We start from the raw sequence: 16,452 nt of genomic DNA on the forward strand, positions 1-16,452 counted from the left end.
CTCAGCGCGTCGGCGTACTCAGTAGCTGGCGCACCTCATCATCGCTGACCTGGCGAAAGTCGTCGTAGAACTGTCCTACGGCTTCGAATCCCGGTGGCATCGTGGTGCATACGACGTTGTCGGCCACCTGCGCGAGTTCGCGGCAGACCGACTGCGGCCCGACCGGGACGGCGACGACGATGGACTCTGGCCCGGCGGCCCGAACAGCCCGGACGGCGGCCAGCATGCTGGCGCCGGTGGCGATGCCGTCGTCGACCAGGATCACGGTCTTGCCGTGCGGGTCGGCGATCGGGCGGCCACCCCGATACGCGTGTTCGCGGCGCGCCAGCTCGGCCGTCTCGCTCTCGATGACCTCGCGCACCTGCTCGTCGGTGATGTGCAGGCTGGAGACCACGTTGTCGTTCATCACCACGCCGCCGCCGCTGGCCAGCGCGCCCATCGCGAGCTCCGACCAGCGCGGCACCCCCAGCTTGCGAACCAGGAACACGTCGAGCTCGGCGGGTAGCGCCGAGGCGATCTCCCAGGCGACCGGAAGGCCGCCGCGCGCCAGGCCGAGCACCAGCACGTTGTCCTTGCCGCGGTAGGCCGTTAGCTGCTGGGCCAGCGCGCGGCCGGCGTCGTGGCGGTCGCGGAAGGATCGCGTCGCCCTGCGGCGCAGGTAGCCGTTTCGTGGGTTCATGGGTCGTAGTCAGCCTACTCCGGAGCCGCAATTCTCCCGAGGAACCGGACCGAATTGGTCGAATAGTGTTGTGCTTCAAGGGAATTAGATGCCAGGGCGGAGTCTGCTGGCGCCGTTCGGCCGGTCATTGCCGTGTCGTTGCGCCCGCCTCTGAGCGAGGATCGCCGTGAGCGCACACTGGTGAAATATCTTGTGTCACTTTGGTTCCAGCCACCTGCGACACGGGTTGAGGTCTTTGATTCGAGTCGTTGAACTGCCAGCTTTCTGACCCTAGCGAATGACCTGCGCTGGCATCTGGTGGTGCGCCTCGATCGGGCTGGGTCACGCCCGTCGGGGTCCGGGGTCCAGCAGGCGTCGCACGGAGATGCGGGAGCCGTAAGGCTGCAACATCTGGCTGGCCGGTCGAGTACGCACATTCAGTGGCCACCAGAACCAGCGACCGAGGAGGGCGGCGACTGACGGTGTCATGAACGACCGCACGATCAGCGTGTCGAACATCAGCCCGAGGCCGATGGTGGTGCCGAGTTGGCCGAGCATCACGAGGTCGCTGACGATGAAGGAGGACATGGTGGCGGCGAACACCAGGCCTGCCGCGGTGACGACGCCGCCGGTACCGGACATCGCGCGGATGTTGCCGGTCTTGAGTCCCGCGTGCAGCTCCTCCTTGAAGCGGGAGATCAGCAGCAGGTTGTAGTCGGCCCCCACCGCCAACAGCAGCATGACGGCCAGTGGCACGATCACCCAATAGAGCTGGACGCCGAAGATGTACTGCCACACCAGGATGGACAGCCCTATCGATGCGCCCAGGGATAGCGCGACGGTGCCGACGATGACCAGCGCGGCGATCAGGCTCCTGGTGATGAAGATCATGATGAGGAGAATGAGGCTGATCCCGGCCAGCGCGGAGATCATCAGGTCGTACGTCGCGCCCTCCCGAATGTCCTTGTAGGTCGCTGCGGTTCCCGCGATGTAGATCTTCGCGTCCGACAACGGGGTGGCCTTGAGGGCATCGAACGCTGCGTTCCTGAGCGGGTCGATGTGCGAGATCCCTTCCGGCGTAGCGGGATTACCCTCATGGGTGATGGTCATGCGTAGCGCATGTCCGTCCGGCGACATGAACAGTTTGAGGCCGCGCTTGAAGTCCGGGTTGCCGAATGCTTCGGGGGGCAGGTAGAAGGAGTCGTCGTTCTTGGCGTCGTCGAAGGCCTTGCCCAGCGCGGTCGCGGTCTTCAGCGCCTCCGCCGTCTGCGCATCGATGCCGGCGGTGGTGGCGTAGTTCGACTGGAGAAGGTCGCGGTTGGCTTGCTGAACGGCGAGTTGGGGCGGAATGAGGGCTTCCAGCTGCGGTTGCAGGGCGTTGAGTTTGTCCAGGCTCGCGGTGATCGTCGCGAACTTGTCGGCGAGCTCGCTGACGCCGTCGATGGATTCAAAGACCGATCGCAGTGCCGCACACAAGGGGATGTTGAAACAGTGTTTCTCCCAATAGAAGTAGCTGCGCAATGGCCGGAAGAAGTCGTCGAAATTGGCGAGGTGGTCGCGGACCTGATTGATCGTGTCGACGGTGTCGTGGAATGCCCGGGTCTGGTCGTCGGTGGCAGCGGCGCTTTCTTTCTGCAGCACCAGTTGTCGTTGCAGGATGTCGATCGACTTGGAGGTTTCGTCGACCTGTTTGAGGATGTCCCGGGCCCTAGCCTGCTGGTAGCTGAGGTTCATGATGCTGCTCGCGCTGGACGCGCTGATCTGAAACGGGATGGAGCTGTGGCTGATTGGCGTGCCCAGCGGTCGGGTGATCGACTGCACTAAGGCGATGCCAGGGGCGTGCAGCACGGCCTTGGCCGCCCGTTCCAGCAGGATCATGTCCGCGGGGTTGCGCATGTCGTGGTCGGATTCGATCATCAGCAGCTCAGGATTGAGCCGGGCTTCGGAGAAGTGGCGTTCGGCGGCCGCGTAGCCGACGACGGCAGGCGCCGATGCCGGCAGATAGGGGCGTCCGTCGAAGCTGGTCTTGTATCCGGGCAGCGCGAGTAAGCCGATCAGGGCCAGCGCGATCGACGCGACGAGGATGGGACCGGGCCACCGCACGATGACGGTGCCGATGCGACGCCAGCCGCGAGTGCGTGTCTTGCGCTTGGGGTCCATCAGCCCGAAGTGGCTGGCCATCACCAGCATGGCGGGGCCCAGGGTGAGCGCGGCCGCCAGCGCCACGAGCACGCCGAGGGCGGCGGGCAGGCCAAGGCTTTGGAAGTAGGGCAATCGGGTGAAGTGGAGGCAGGCCACCGCGCCGGCGATGGTCAGCCCGGAGCCGACGATGACGTGGATGGTCCCGCGGAACATGGTGTAGTACGCCGCTTCTCGCTCTTCACCGGCGGAGCGGGCTTCCTGATAGCGCCCGACGACGAAGATTGCATAGTCGGTGCCCGCGGCGATCGCCAGCAGGGTCAGCAGGTTCGTCGTGTAGGTCGACAGGCTGATGATCCCGGAGTGCGCGAGGAAGGCGACGACCCCACGGGCGGCGGACAGTTCGACCAGGACGGTCACGAGCATCAGGATCATGGTGACCAGCGAGCGGTAGACGATGAGCAGCATCACCGCGATGACCAGAAAGGTGACGGCGGTGATTTCGACGGTGCCCGCGCTGCCGACCTCGAACTGATCGGTGGTCAGTGGCGCCGCACCGGTGACATAGGCCGTGACGCCCGGCGGTGGCGGGGTGTTGGCCACGACGTTGCGGATGGAGTCGACCGATTCGTTGGACTGCGATTCACCCTGGTTGCCCCGCAGATACAACTGCACGAGAGCGGCTTTGCCGTCCTTGCTTTGCGCGCCCGCCGCGGTGATCGGATCCCCCCAGAAGTCCTGGATGTGTTCGACGTGGACGGTGTCCGCAGCCAACTTCTTAACCAGGACGTCGTAGAACTTGTGGGCGTCGGCGCCGAGGGGTTGGTCGCCTTCCAGGACGATCATCGCGTTGCTGTCGGAGTCGAACTCGCCGAAGACCTGACCGATGTGCTTCATCGCCTTCAGCGACGGCGAGACCGGCGAGCTCTGCGCCACCGTGTGGACCGCTCCCACGGCCTCCAGTGTTGGGATGAGGACGTTCGTCAGGGCGGCGACGACGACCCAGAGGATCGCGATGGGGATGGCGAGGTGACGGATGGTGCGAGCGATCCTCGAGTGCTGGACCGGGTCCTCGACGCGGTGCTCGCTCATGCGGACTTGTCCAGACAGGCAATGTAGCCGTTCACGTTGTTGGTGGACCTTTCGACCTTGACGATGCCGTTGACGGTGATGCGGCAGGTGAGGGTGAGAGAGTCTGCATCCCCTTGCGCACGGAGATCGGCGAAAAGGGTGGGGTCGGTCGTCGTCAGCAGGTGTGACCAGGGCAGCGTCGTATCGTCGACGCGCTGGGGCTGGGCGTGTTCGTCCAGGTAGTTGATGGTCGCCACCGCCCCGGGACTGCCGACGACTTCGAACAGGACCTGCTTGGGGTCGTAGTTACTGTTCTCGATGGAGTCGGCGCGCGGCCACGACACCACGTCGTTCGAACCGAAGATGCCGTGCAGCCGATACACGCCGAAACCCGCAAGCGTCACGACGAGCACCGTCACGATCACCGTCCAACGTCGCCTCACGATGCCGCCGATCGAAAACCGGGTCATCCGTGCGCCTTTCGACTGTGTGCGCGGTGATCTCCCGGCGATGCCCAGAGCCCGACGAGGCAGACCAAGGCGTGGGCGGGTCGAGTACGCATCCGGACTTACCTCCAAAATAGGTGAGGTAACTAACCTAACATCTGGAGGCACCGGCGGGTGCTGCGAGTAACCCGGATTGGATGATCAGCGCGTCTTCGCAGCCTGACTGCAAAGCGGGATCGCCGTTGAGTGCTACGCTTTTTAGTAAGTCAACTAACTCATAAAGGCGGTGAACATGGTCGTGACGCACCGGTCACAGGGAGCCCTGAAACGTCAGCGGCTGATCGAAAGTGCTCGCCGGATGATCTACCACCAAGGTGTCGAGCGGACGACGTTGGCCGACGTCGCCACGGAGGCCGACGTGGCCGCCGGGAACATCTTTTACTACTTCAGGACAAAGGACGAGTTGGTCGACGCGATCGTCGAGGGCTATTCCGGGGAAGGCGCCGAGCTGCTCGCTCGTCTGGATCGGCGACGGACGCCGCGCGCGCGTCTGAAGGGTCTCGTCAAGGAGCTCGACGCCGCCCGCGATTCCATCTCGCAGTACGGGTGCAAGATCGGAACGCTCGCCTCCGAGCTGAACAAGCGATGCGGGACTGAAGCGTCCGCCGGTAGTCAGGAGCTGTTGGGTTCGGTAGTCGACTGGGCCGAGCGGCAATTCCGGGAGATGGGCCGACCCGACGCGCGCGATCTGGCGGTCACGTTGATCGCCGCCTACCAGGGCATCGCTGTGCTCACCCACTCCCTGCGCGATCCCGACTTGATGCACCGGCAGAGCCGGCGGCTACTGCGTTGGATTGACGACGTCGCCGACCGTCAGGCCGAGGCCGCACCTTTGCCATGAGCAGCCACCTCAGACCCAGCCGCTGCGCCGGCCGACGTGACCACTGTGGTATCGACCCACTACGCCTGGCCCGTCGGCGCTCAGAGCTTCGCTGCCGACGCATCGGGCCTTCCAGCCAAGCCCATATTTGTATCTATCTGTGCACCCCGCGCGGGTAGGACTGCCAGTCGAACACCTGGAGAGGACCACGAAATGAAGGCATCCATCGACGGGATCGTCATCGCCGATGCACCGGACTCGGACCTGATCGAAATCGAGGGCAACTACTATTTCCCGCCCTCGTCGCTGGACGCTGCGTTGTTCAGCAACAGCCCGACTTCCTACACGTGCCCGTGGAAGGGGCACGCTCAGTATCACGACGTATCGATAGATGGTTCGACCCATCACGATGCCGCGTGGAGTTATCCCGACCCGTACCCATCCTCGTTTGAGCGAGTCGGCCGTGACTACAGCACCTACGGCGCCTTTGACCAGGTTCAAGTGACGATCGGTGAGTGAATGCCTTTCGGAGCAACAAACCGCACTCTTTTTTGCGCCGCGCACATCAGGAATAACCATGCCCTTCAAATCCACTGCCAACGATGCAGGAGGTCCAGGCAGTAATCAATGAAATCGGTTCCCTAACAAGGAAACTCGCGGCGAGTGCCGGCACCGACACGACCCCGCTGCACCACACGCTGGACAACCGAGTGAACCCCTTCCTGGGCAGGTTCCTCTCGCGCCGCACCCTCGCATCCCGGGGTGAACCCACCGCGGCGCCTAATTCACCCGGCAGTGGACGGCGACCCACCAACCCAAGCCGCATGTTTTCGCAATCGAGGGTCGATAGCCCTCACGACGACAAGGAGTCTGGATGACCATCACTTTGACGAACCCGCAAGGCTTGCCCAAGGTCGACTTTCACCGCCAGGTGTCGATCGCGACCGGTTCCAGGCTCGTGTTCATGGCCGGGCAGGTCGCCTGGGATGCCGACGGGGCGCTGGTCGGCGTGGGTGACCTCGCCGCGCAGGTCGAGCAGTGTTATCTCAACGTCGGCGCCGCCCTCGCCGAGGTAGGCGGCTCCTTTGCCGACATCGCGAAATTGACCATCTATGTGGTGGATTGGACTGTGGACAAGATGCCTTTGGTGGAGAAGGGCCGCACCCAGGCCTGCGCCAAACTCGGTGTCGACACGTTCCTGTCGCCGGGCACGTTGATCGGTGTCGCCGCGTTGTTCGTCCCCGAGCACCTCGTCGAGGTGGAGGCGATCGCGGTTCTCGATTAGCAAGGCTCGTCGGCGGTGAGGCTAGTGCGACGCAGACTGGCCGCCACACCTCGAAGCCGGCCCCTGGCCAGAACGGTGGCAACACCGAAAGGATAAAGAAGCGATGGACTTCCTAGTTCGCGTGGACGTTGCCCGCGCCTACGCGCTACCCGAGGACGAACGTTCGGCTCTGATCGAACGTGAACGGTCCAGGGGCCGAGAGCTGCTGTCACAGGGCGTGATTCGGCAGCTCTGGCGGTTGCCTGGTACCCGGACCAACATCGGGATCTGGTCAGCCGCTGATGCCGACGCCTTGGAGGAGGCGCTTGCCAGCCTGCCGATCCGATCGTATGCCGAGATTCACGTCACCGCACTAGCCACCTTCACCCCGTGACGGCCGTATAGCGTTGCCGGCCAGCCACAGTGGCCTCCGCCGAGCGCGGTTGGACAAGCGATCCGCTGCCCGACCCCTGGGGACTGAGCTCTTGGCGACGGTCGGCTTGTGGCGCCGGGCACGACCTCCCCGGCGGGATTCGCGCCGACGTGCCGCCGGCCGTGCCCGCCGATGGCAACACAGCGGGTTCTGGTACCACCGTCGAGGGTGGGGCGTCGGTCGTACGCAGCCGCGCGAAGTTTCACGGGATTCATTGGCGCAGATACGTTTTACCCCGATTCTCGGGGGCGTGACATTCGGGTCACCAGGCGTCGTGGTCTAGACAACCCCTGCCGTCGTAAAGGACGCGATGTGATCGATGGTGTGTTCGGTGCGTTTCGCACGGCTCGCCGTCGCGAAAGTCGTTGCCCTGCTGCATGTCCACGATGGCCTCGGCCCAGCTACGCAATGCGTCGATGTAGTCGAGGCGCGCGAGCGTAGGTTGCTGAAGCCCGAGGATCGCGTCGCTCCAATACCCGATGACCGCGGGCGCGGGGGTGATCCGGTGGCGCCGCACGTCAATTGGCGCTGCGCGACGACCATCTCGTCGTACATCTGTTAGTGGGCGGCCTAGTAGGCATTGGAGTTGTTGCTGTCCGGGCCTTCGTTAGAACTGCAACACCTCCGACGGACAACCCCGAAACGCCTTGTCGCGTAACGCCATCAGTTGCCGTAGACCCGGTCGGGGCGGATGAGCACCGCTGCCCGGCGCTGCTCGGCCATCACCCGGTCGTACTCGTCCCAGTCGTCGTGTTCGCCGCCGGCTGCGGTGAAGATCGCTCGGAGCAACAGCCGCAGCCCTTCGGCGTCAAGCCAGGGTTGGGGATCATCGGGTCCGGCCAGCTCGGCGCGCCCTTCGACGGCCGCCCACTGCCAACCGTTGCGGAAGGTGGCCGTGACCTGGGGTCGAGCCCGCAGGTTCGCCAGCTTGACGGGGCCTACCGCGACCACGGCCAAGATGGTCTCCCCGGTGACGGGATGGGCCAGGACGCCGGCGTTAACCAGCGACGACTGGATGGTGCCGTTGGCTCGCAACGTCGACACCACCACCAGGCCCTGCTCGTCGCTGGACAGCGATGCTGCTTCTTGAAGAGTCGTCACGGAATGTCCTCCTTGTTGTCGTGGACCATGCTCGTCGTCTGTTGTTCGGTCGCCGCCGCGGCGTGTGCCGGGCCCTGTCTGTCAGCGGGACTCGACGCCATCCGCACCGATGGTGCGGGGAGGCGGTTGTTGGTGTGAGCGTGGCTTCTTCACGAAGCGATGGATGGCTTCGTAGGCATGCTGTTGTATTGCCGGGTCCTTGAAGTCGGCGACGATCTCAGCCTGATCCACTAGGGGCCCGACGACCTTGCCCGGTGCGCTGGCGTAGAACACGCCGCTGCGCAACTGTTCGTCGGTTACTCCATCGACCAGCCGCTGGGCACCCGTCTCCAACCGGTGTCCGCGCCCCAACGCGGGAAGGACGTAGGGCAACAGAAGATGATTCATCAAGGCCCTGGTGAGCGGGCCCATGTCGCGCAATGCCTCCGTTCCCGCGGTGTTGCCCGGGCTTACTGTGAGCAGCCGAAGGTCGGGATGCTTTCGCGCCAGCGCCGACATCCACAACGCACCAAGGTATTTCACCTGCCCGTAAGCGAGGAACGTATTGAACTTGCGCTGCTTGAAGAACGAACCGTCGATGACGCCGGCGAACTCCTCCACCGAGTGGTCGGTGAACGTGGGCCGCGCCATCCCCATCGAGGGAACACCGCGCGCGGCTTCGCTACCCACCAGGACCGCGGTGTTGGTCAACGCCCCGTCGGCGAGGAGATTCTCGAGCATTACGACGTGGCCAAGCACGTTGGAACCGAAGACGTGCGTGACGCCATCAGCGGTGAGCGCCAGCGGTGTCGGGCCACCGGTGCCGCCAGCGTTCATGACGACCGCATGAAGTGGGCCATCCAACGTGCTCAGCGCGGACCTCACCGAGTCCGAATCGGTCAGGTCCATTCGAACTACCGTGAAGATGGACCTGCCCGTGATGCGCTCCAGGTCGGCGGCCGCGGCCCGCCCGCTGTCAGTGTTGCGACACGCCAGATAGATCCTGTCGAAATCGCCGGCAAGAGCGAGTTGGCGCGCCACCTCCTTGCCGAGCCCAACGTTGGCACCGGTGATCAGAACCGCCTTGGATGACGTCGCAACCATGCTGTGATTTCCTTCCGATAAACGCTCGATAGAGACTTTGCGCCGGCGCCACCGGTGACAGAACTCCATCGGTGGGCGTGGCGCTGTGGCTCGATGATCAGCCCAAAGACCTTGGGTTTCATCGATGTCATGTACTCGGCAGTACTCAGGCGGCGTCGAGTGCCAACGTCGCCGTCATGATGCCCTTTCTGTGTGGGATGACTGACCTAGCCTACATATGGTTTGTACTCTACGCTACATAATCATCCCTTCCAAGTAGGCGCATGTCTACCACTAGGCCGTCCGGCGCAGATAGCTGTTACATCGTTAAATATGATGGTATTAAGCATATTTAGAACTATCGATAGCAACGAGCAGGCGCACCGCGGCGGAAGCGACCCCGTGCTTGCGGCAACAGATGGTGCATCGTGCTATGTAGTGTTGACTACACTATTGGGGTGCGGTCAGAGCTACACTGACTTCCAGGTTGCCGCGAGCGGGACCGTGCAGAACCCGGTAAGACGATGCAGGGTTCGCGGCGCGCGAGCACCACGCACTGGAACGACGGACAGCATGAGACGAATCGGAAAGGGGATCAGGGCAGCGGGGCCCGCAGCGACGAGATCTCGCCAGACCTGGCCAACGTGATGGCAGCGAACGAATCGGTCACCGAGCCGCGACGGCTCACCCCCAAGGGACGGGCCACGCGGGAGCGCATCGTGGCGACAGCAGCGCAACTGATGCACGACCATGGTGTCGCCGGCACGAGTCTCGGTGACGTCCAGAAGGCGGCGGGCGTTGGCGTTTCGCAGGTGTATCACTACTTCGGGGACAAGGATTCGCTGATCCGGGCCGTCATCGCGTACCGCATCGACGCACTCCTGGCAACGCTGGGCGGGCTGGACAGCATGGACGGGTTACGCGCCTGGCGAGACCTCCTCGTCGACACGCTTCGCCAGCGCAACTGTGAGGGCGGCTGCCCGGTCGGGTCGCTGGTCGGGGAGCTGGTCGAGGCCTTTCCGGAGTGTCGAGCCGACCTCGCCGGCGGATTCGACCAGTGGGAAGCGGCGATCCGTGAGGGCCTACGGGCCATGTGCGACCGGGGCGATCTGCGCCGCAAGGCCGATCCCGACCGGCTGGCGACCGCACTGTTGGCCGCGGTCGAAGGCGGCATGCTGCTCGCGCAGATTCGCCGGGACCCCGCTCCGCTCGAAACGGCACTCGATGAGGTCCTCGATCGCATCGAGGAGCTCAGGCCCCGACGCGCGTCGGCCCCTCGGTAAGCCACACGCATCCCTCGTCGCGTCGGCTGCCTTGGTGAAAATCGGAGCGCCACAAAGAATTGACCAACAGCGAAGGTCTGCGATTGCCGCGCGCCACGGATAACCGATCCCGGCGCTTTGGCGTTCATTCCGCTCGCCGATTCGTATGTGTCCGAGGGGGGACTTGAACCCCCACGCCCATTAGTAGGGCACTAGCACCTCAAGCTAGCGCGTCTGCCATTCCGCCACTCGGACCAGACCAACGAGAGTTGGCAGCTAAGGCTAGCGGATCGGCCCGCGCGGACCCAAGTTAGCTTGCCGACGGCGGTTTGATTCGACGGCGAGCTAGCGGTGGTGGTGGCGCACCCGACAGGGCAGACATCCGCCTTGATGGCCCTGGATTGCACGGCCGGCGACCTGGGCGTGGGTGGGAGCGGCGGCGGCCACCTCAACCAGCCCCAGCACGGCGGCGCCCAGAACGGCTACGGCGGCCAGGCCCGCTATCCTCATCCGCGGAAAATACCATACCCCCCTTGGGTACCTTGAGAAGGCTGCGGCGTTGCGCCGGGCCCATCGTGGGCCGACTGGGTTCCGCTGCCTGAGCCGGGCAGCCCCGGCAGTGGTAGGAAAGGTGGTTGTGACAGTTGAGAACGGAGTTCCCAACCATCCAAGCGACGATGTGGTCGAAGTTGTCAGCAGGCTGATCCGGTTCGACACCACCAACACCGGTGACCCCGAGACCACGCAGGGCGAGGCCGAATGCGCCCACTGGGTTGCCGAGCAGCTCGCCGAGGTCGGCTACCGACCCGAATACCTCGAATCCGGCGCCCCCGGGCGGGGCAATGTGTTCGTCCGCCTCAAGGGCGCCGACAGCTCACGGGGCGCACTGCTGATCCATGGGCATCTCGACGTCGTGCCGGCCGAACCCGCCGATTGGAGCGTGCATCCGTTTTCCGGCGCGGTCGAGGACGGCTATGTCTGGGGCCGCGGCGCGGTCGACATGAAAGACATGGTCGGGATGATGATCGTCGTCGCCCGACAGTTGAAGCAGGCCGGCATCGTGCCGCCGCGTGATTTGCTGTTCGCGTTCGTGGCCGACGAGGAGCATGGCGGCAAGTACGGGTCGCATTGGCTGGTCGACAACCGCCCGGAGCTGTTCGAGGGCGTCACCGAGGCGATCGGCGAGGTGGGCGGGTTCTCGCTGACCGTGCCGCGTCGTGACGGCGGCGAACGCCGGCTGTATCTGATCGAGACGGCCGAGAAGGGCATCCAGTGGATGAAGCTGACCGCCCGGGGCCAGGCGGGGCACGGCTCGATGGCCAACGACCGCAATGCGGTCACGCTGCTTGCTGAGGCCGTTGCCCGGATCGGCCGGCACCAGTTTCCGCTGGTAATGACCGACACCGTCGTCGAGTTCCTGGCCGCCATCAGTGACGAGACCGGCCTGACCTTCGACACCGGCTCCGGCGATCTGGAGGGCGCGATCGAAAAACTCGGCCCGATGGCCCGCATGCTGAAGGCGATCGTGCGTGACACCGCCAACCCGACGATGCTGAAGGCGGGGTACAAGGCCAACGTGATCCCCGGCAGCGCCGAGGCGGTGATCGACTGCCGCGTGCTGCCCGGCCGGCAGGCCGCGTTCGAGGCCGAGATCGACGAGTTGCTCGGTGCAGACGTGACCCGGGAGTGGATCCGGGACCTGCCGTCGTACGAGACCAGTTTCGACGGCGATCTGGTCGACGCGATGAACGCCGCGGTGCTCGCGGTGGACCCGGACGGCCGCACCGTGCCCTACATGCTGTCCGGCGGGACTGACGCAAAGGCCTTCGCGCGCATAGGCATTCGCTGCTTTGGCTTCGCGCCGCTGAAGTTGCCGCCGGAGCTGGATTTTGCTTCTCTGTTCCACGGCGTCGATGAGCGGGTACCCGTCGATGCGCTGCGGTTCGGCACCGACGTGCTGGCCCATTTCCTGACCCACTGTTAGAGAAAACCGAAACGAGAGGATCGCCAATGAGCTTGCCGTCCGACCCGTATGACGCGCTGCCCAAGCTGCCGTCGTTCACCTTGACCTCGACCTCGATCACCGACGGTCAGCCGCTGGCGACGCCGCAGGTCAGCGGCATCATGGGCGCCGGGGGAGAAGACGTGAGCCCGCAGCTGAGCTGGTCGGGATTCCCCGCGGAGACGCGCAGCTTCGCGGTCACCGTCTATGACCCCGACGCCCCGACGCTGTCCGGGTTCTGGCACTGGGCCGTGGCCAACCTGCCGGCCGACGTCACCGAGCTGCCCGAGGACGCGGGCGACGGCCGCGAGCTGCCCGGCGGCGCCCAGCAGCTGGTCAACGACGCCGGCATGCGGCGTTTCATCGGCGCCGCGCCGCCGCCCGGGCACGGTCCGCATCGCTACTACGTGGCAGTGCATGCCGTCGATGTCGACAAGATCGACCTCACCGAGGACGCGAGCCCGGCGTTCCTCGGCTTCAACCTGTTCCAGCACGCGATCGCGCGGGCCTACATCTACGGCACCTACGAACAGAAGTAGGTGAAACCTCGCGCAGTTGTGCTCGTCCTACCGGGCGGGCGGGTGCGCAGCGACGAGGCGTCGCGGTGGTGGCAGCCGGCCAACGTCCGGATGATGTTGGTCGCTGCCGCCCTGAGGTGGCGGCTGGGCCGCGACGTCGAGGTGCGACTCGTCCGGTACCGCCTTCGTGGCTGGAACAGCCCGCGATACGACGCGGTGGTCGACGCCACTGCGGTGCTTGACTCCGTTAGTCATCAGTTCGATGCGAAAAACATTGTGCTGGTAGGCCATTCGATGGGTGGTCGAGTCGCGACTCGGCTTGCTGCCGGTGGACGGGTCGGCGCGGTGGTTGCGCTGGCACCGTACTGGCCCCGCGATGACGGCGACCTGATTCCGCCGTCGACCCGGCTGCTGGTGGTGCACGGCACCGCCGACACCCGCACCGACCCCGAAGCATCGCGCATCCAAACGGTACGAGCCCGCCAGCGCGGGCTGGACGCGCAGTGGGTGGGCATCGCGGGTGCGGACCATTCGATGCTGCGACCGTACTTTGAATGGCACCGTCGCACAGTCGATTTCGTCGCGGAGTATCTTCAGTAAGTGTGCAGCATTGGGCACATTTGCCTGAGCCAGTCGGCAATTGAGCTGCGATTGGCGTCGAGAGTCGAATCGCTGGGTTGGATGCCAACGGTGGTGACGAAATGCTCGATCGCAGCTTTAACCGCGTCGGGAGGGCTGTACTTCTCCAGCGTGTCGGCAGCTTTGCGGGCGGTCTCCGGTTTCGACGCGAGCATGAGGTCGTCCTTGGCATTGCCAAGGTCGTAACACGTGGAGGTGTCGGGCGGCTCGCCGTTCGCCGTGCCGCCGACGCAGCCCGCAATCACCACTGCCATGGCAGTCGTTCCGACGATCGTCAATCGGTTGAATCGCACCGGCGGCCTCCTCGGAAGGATCGATTGTGGTGCGGCCACCATACATTGACGCGAGGCAACCAACAGCGAAACACAAAATCGCTCTTAGCTCGCATCTTGTCGCTAGCGCAAAGATGTTGATTGGCTCCCGGTGAAGTCGTCTCGCCGGCTCCCAACATCTCAAATCACTTGAGTCACTTTGGTTTCAGTGGTTTCAGATCGGGCCTTTTTGTCGGCGGTGGGACATATTATTCGAATATGTGTTCGAGTAGTCGCGAGGAGATCCAAGAGGACTTCGACGCACTGCGCGGCGCGGTCTCGCGCATCGTCGACCACTCGTACGATGCGCTGACCACACCGGAACGGCTGGCACTGCTTGAGCGGCTCGAATGCGAAACCCGGCGGCTGCGGGTTCCGGGGCATGAATTGATCAACCAGCTCGGCGAACAGTCCGACTCCGGTGAGCTGGGTGGAACCTTGACCGCTGCGCTGGCCCACCAGCTGCGGATCACGCGAAGTGAGGCCGGCCGGCGTATTGCTGAGGCGGCCGATCTGGGGCCGCGGCGGGCGATCAGCGGCGAACCGCTGCCCCCGCGATTGACCGCGACGGCAAAGGCCCAGCGCGACGGCAATATCGGCTCATCCCATGTCGCGGTGATCCGCCAGTTCTTCGACGCGCTGCCCTCCTGGGTGGACATCGAGACCCGGGAATACGCCGAGAAGGATCTGGCCGAACATGCCACCCACTATCGGCCCGACCAGGTGGCCAAGCTCGCAGACCGGCTGGCCGCTTACCTCAACCCCGACGGCAACTTCACCGACGACGATCGCGCCCGCCGCCGCGGACTCACGCTGGGTAAGCAAGACATCGATGGCATGTCGCGGCTGTCCGGCTGGCTGACCCCCGAAGCCCGCGCCACCGTTGAAGCCGTGCTGGCCAAAACGGCTTCCCCCGGTATGTGCAATCCCGAGGACGACCTGCCCGTCGTGGACGGCACACCCGCCGCCGTTGTCGCGCGGCGTGATATCCGGACTGCCGCCCAGCGCAATCACGACGGCCTTAACGCCGCCCTACGCGCCGTGTTGGCCAGCGGAAAGCTGGGTCAGCACAACGGTTTACCGACCACCATCATCGTGACCACCACACTGAAGGATCTCGATGCCGCGGCCGGCAAAGGGCTGACGGGCGGCGGCACCCTGCTTCCCATGAGTGACGTGATCCGGCTGGCCCGTGACGCTTACCACTACCTGGCGGTCTTTGACGACGCCAAACCCGTGGCGCTGTACCACACCAAACGGCTGGCCTCTGCGGGACAGCGAATAGTCTTGTACGCGAAGGATCGTGGTTGCACGCGACCGGGCTGTGACGTACCCGGTTACTGGTGCGAGGTACACCACGTCGAAGACTGGGCGATCACCCACCGCACCGACATCGACCAGCTCACCCTGGCCTGCGGCCCCGATCACAAGCTGCTCGAGAAGGGCTGGAAGACCCGAAAGCGCAAAGACGTTGCCACCGAATGGATTCCGCCACCACATCTCGACCGAGATCAGCCACGGGTCAACACCTTTCATCACCCGGAAGTCCTGCTAGTCGACGGAGCAGACGGAGTGGCCTAGCCGGGCGGGCGGCCTAGGTCGGCGGGCTGACCGCCGACCCGACCGCATCGCTCAGTGTGGCGAAACCGCCGTCGTGCAGCCGCCTCGCAATGCCGTCGTGAATGTGCTTGGGCCACAAGCCGCCTCCGTAGATGAAGCCGGTATAACCCTGCAGCAGCGAGGCGCCGGCGGTGATGCGCTCCCACGCGTCGTCGGCGGTCTCGATGCCGCCGACGCTGATCAGCACCAGGCGATCGCCGACCCGGCGGTAGAGCCGGCGCAGCACCTCGACGGCGCGGTGTGCCACCGGCGGCCCGGAGATGCCGCCGGGCCCCAGCTCGTCGACTCCCGGGGTGCGCAGACCCTCTCGCGACACCGTGGTGTTGGTCGCGACAATGCCGGCCAGTCCCAGCTCGACGGCCAGGTCCGCGATGTCGTCGACGTCGGAATCGCTGAGATCCGGGGCGATCTTGACCAGCACCGGCACCGACGTCTCGGCGAGCACCGCGGCCAGGATGGGCCGCAACGATTCGACCGCCTGCAGATCGCGCAACCCCGGCGTGTTCGGCGAGCTGACGTTGACCACCAGATACGACGCCAGCGGGCCGACCAGCCGCGCGCTGGCCCGGTAGTCGTCGACGGCCTCGGCGGCCGGCGTGACCTTGGTCTTGCCGATGTTCACCCCGATCGGCACGTCCGGCTGATGGCGGGCCAGACGGGTGGCCAGCTCGCCGGCACCGTGATTGTTGAACCCCATCCGATTCAGCAGCGCCCGATCCTGGGGCAGCCGGAACAGGCGCGGTGCCGGGTTGCCGGGCTGCGGGTGCGCGGTCACGGTGCCGACCTCGGCATACCCGAAACCCAAGGCGCCCCAGGTGCGCAGCCCCATGCCGTCCTTGTCGAAGCCGGCGGCCAGCCCCAGCGGCGCGGGGAAGTGCACGCCGAACACCGTGCTGGCCAACACCGGATCACTCGGCCCGAGTAGCCGGTGCAGCAGCCGGCGCGGCACCCCGACGGCGGTCGCGACGCGCAGCGCGGTGAAAACCAGCGTGTGAATCCGCTCGGGCGGGATCAAGAAGAACAGGCGGCGCGCCAGACCGTACAGA

General features: G+C 65.1%; 17 protein-coding genes, 1 tRNA gene and 1 pseudogene. 9 read left to right on the forward strand and 10 right to left on the reverse strand.

Going from position 1 to position 16,452, the window contains the following annotated elements; genetic code table 11:
- Position 1: 1 nt before the first annotated feature.
- The 3 genes and pseudogenes from SKC41_RS22315 to SKC41_RS22325 all read right to left on the reverse strand — a co-directional run.
- Positions 2-688, reverse strand: a pseudogene (locus SKC41_RS22315) (phosphoribosyltransferase); the annotation flags it as partial.
- Between the two features lie 312 nt (positions 689-1,000).
- On the reverse strand, positions 1,001-3,889 hold the full coding sequence (locus tag SKC41_RS22320) for an MMPL/RND family transporter (RefSeq protein WP_330979848.1): 2,889 nt from the start codon (positions 3,887-3,889) through the stop codon (positions 1,001-1,003).
- Positions 3,886-4,338, reverse strand: a complete 453-nt coding sequence (locus SKC41_RS22325) for an MmpS family transport accessory protein (RefSeq protein ID WP_330979849.1) — start codon at positions 4,336-4,338, stop codon at positions 3,886-3,888. The genes SKC41_RS22320 and SKC41_RS22325 overlap by 4 nt, the downstream gene beginning before the upstream one ends.
- Positions 4,339-4,606: 268 nt before the next feature.
- On the opposite strand from SKC41_RS22325, the gene SKC41_RS22330 reads away from it, so the two are divergent.
- The 4 genes from SKC41_RS22330 to SKC41_RS22345 all read left to right on the forward strand — a co-directional run bounded on the left by SKC41_RS22330 (position 4,607) and on the right by SKC41_RS22345 (position 6,852).
- Positions 4,607-5,215 carry a TetR/AcrR family transcriptional regulator gene (locus tag SKC41_RS22330; protein WP_330979850.1) on the forward strand — a complete coding sequence of 203 codons (609 nt, stop codon included), beginning with the start codon at positions 4,607-4,609 and terminating at the stop codon, positions 5,213-5,215.
- Positions 5,216-5,407: 192 nt separating this feature from the next.
- Positions 5,408-5,713 (forward strand): DUF427 domain-containing protein, encoded by a 306-nt coding sequence (locus SKC41_RS22335; RefSeq protein WP_330979851.1) that lies wholly within the window; start codon positions 5,408-5,410, stop codon positions 5,711-5,713.
- A 355-nt stretch (positions 5,714-6,068) separates the two neighbouring features.
- Positions 6,069-6,479: a RidA family protein gene (locus SKC41_RS22340; RefSeq protein ID WP_330979852.1), complete on the forward strand. Its 411-nt coding sequence runs from the start codon at positions 6,069-6,071 to the stop codon at positions 6,477-6,479.
- A 103-nt stretch (positions 6,480-6,582) separates the two neighbouring features.
- Entirely contained in the window at positions 6,583-6,852 is a 270-nt protein-coding gene (locus tag SKC41_RS22345) for a muconolactone Delta-isomerase family protein (RefSeq protein ID WP_330979853.1), read from the forward strand.
- A 301-nt stretch (positions 6,853-7,153) separates the two neighbouring features.
- Here SKC41_RS22345 and SKC41_RS22350 read toward each other — a convergent pair whose 3' ends face one another.
- The 3 genes from SKC41_RS22350 to SKC41_RS22360 all read right to left on the reverse strand — a co-directional run bounded on the left by SKC41_RS22350 (position 7,154) and on the right by SKC41_RS22360 (position 9,075).
- Positions 7,154-7,408, reverse strand: coding sequence for a hypothetical protein (locus tag SKC41_RS22350; protein ID WP_330979854.1), 255 nt, complete (start codon positions 7,406-7,408; stop codon positions 7,154-7,156).
- A gap of 146 nt (positions 7,409-7,554) precedes the next feature.
- Positions 7,555-7,992 carry a TIGR03618 family F420-dependent PPOX class oxidoreductase gene (locus SKC41_RS22355; RefSeq protein ID WP_330979855.1) on the reverse strand — a complete coding sequence of 146 codons (438 nt, stop codon included), beginning with the start codon at positions 7,990-7,992 and terminating at the stop codon, positions 7,555-7,557.
- 81 nt (positions 7,993-8,073) lie between these two features.
- A complete protein-coding gene (locus SKC41_RS22360) occupies positions 8,074-9,075 on the reverse strand; it encodes an SDR family NAD(P)-dependent oxidoreductase (RefSeq protein WP_330979856.1) in 1,002 nt (333 codons plus the stop codon).
- Between the two features lie 503 nt (positions 9,076-9,578).
- Here SKC41_RS22360 and SKC41_RS22365 point away from each other — a divergent pair.
- Entirely contained in the window at positions 9,579-10,337 is a 759-nt protein-coding gene (locus SKC41_RS22365) for a TetR/AcrR family transcriptional regulator (RefSeq protein WP_330979857.1), read from the forward strand.
- Positions 10,338-10,485: 148 nt separating this feature from the next.
- Here SKC41_RS22365 and SKC41_RS22370 read toward each other — a convergent pair.
- Both SKC41_RS22370 and SKC41_RS22375 read right to left on the reverse strand, forming a co-directional pair.
- Positions 10,486-10,571: transfer RNA gene (locus SKC41_RS22370), tRNA-Leu, on the reverse strand.
- 90 nt (positions 10,572-10,661) lie between these two features.
- Positions 10,662-10,826, reverse strand: coding sequence for a hypothetical protein (locus tag SKC41_RS22375; RefSeq protein ID WP_330979858.1), 165 nt, complete (start codon positions 10,824-10,826; stop codon positions 10,662-10,664).
- 127 nt (positions 10,827-10,953) lie between these two features.
- Here SKC41_RS22375 and SKC41_RS22380 point away from each other — a divergent pair, with 127 nt between their 5' ends.
- The 3 genes from SKC41_RS22380 to SKC41_RS22390 are packed head-to-tail and all read left to right on the forward strand — an operon-like array spanning position 10,954 to position 13,436.
- Positions 10,954-12,300, forward strand: a complete 1,347-nt coding sequence (locus tag SKC41_RS22380; protein WP_330979859.1) for a M20/M25/M40 family metallo-hydrolase — start codon at positions 10,954-10,956, stop codon at positions 12,298-12,300.
- Positions 12,301-12,326: 26 nt separating this feature from the next.
- The gene (locus SKC41_RS22385; RefSeq protein ID WP_330979860.1) at positions 12,327-12,857 is read left to right on the forward strand and encodes a YbhB/YbcL family Raf kinase inhibitor-like protein; all 531 of its coding nucleotides are present in this window, start codon (positions 12,327-12,329) and stop codon (positions 12,855-12,857) included.
- An 18-nt stretch (positions 12,858-12,875) separates the two neighbouring features.
- Positions 12,876-13,436: a dienelactone hydrolase family protein gene (locus tag SKC41_RS22390; RefSeq protein WP_330979861.1), complete on the forward strand. Its 561-nt coding sequence runs from the start codon at positions 12,876-12,878 to the stop codon at positions 13,434-13,436.
- Here the strand turns inward: SKC41_RS22390 and SKC41_RS22395 are convergent.
- Positions 13,430-13,768 carry a hypothetical protein gene (locus SKC41_RS22395; RefSeq protein ID WP_330979862.1) on the reverse strand — a complete coding sequence of 113 codons (339 nt, stop codon included), beginning with the start codon at positions 13,766-13,768 and terminating at the stop codon, positions 13,430-13,432. The two genes, SKC41_RS22390 and SKC41_RS22395, sit on opposite strands and share 7 nt — an antisense overlap.
- Positions 13,769-14,005: 237 nt before the next feature.
- Here SKC41_RS22395 and SKC41_RS22400 point away from each other — a divergent pair, with 237 nt between their 5' ends.
- A complete protein-coding gene (locus tag SKC41_RS22400; RefSeq protein WP_330979863.1) occupies positions 14,006-15,367 on the forward strand; it encodes an HNH endonuclease signature motif containing protein in 1,362 nt (453 codons plus the stop codon).
- Positions 15,368-15,380: 13 nt separating this feature from the next.
- On the opposite strand, the gene SKC41_RS22405 is transcribed toward SKC41_RS22400, so the two are convergent.
- Complete coding sequence (locus SKC41_RS22405; RefSeq protein ID WP_330980093.1) at positions 15,381-16,451, reverse strand: quinone-dependent dihydroorotate dehydrogenase; 1,071 nt, start codon at positions 16,449-16,451, stop codon at positions 15,381-15,383.
- Position 16,452: the final 1 nt, after the last annotated feature.

This window comes from Mycobacterium sp. 050128 (assembly GCF_036409155.1).
Lineage (GTDB): Bacteria > Actinomycetota > Actinomycetes > Mycobacteriales > Mycobacteriaceae > Mycobacterium.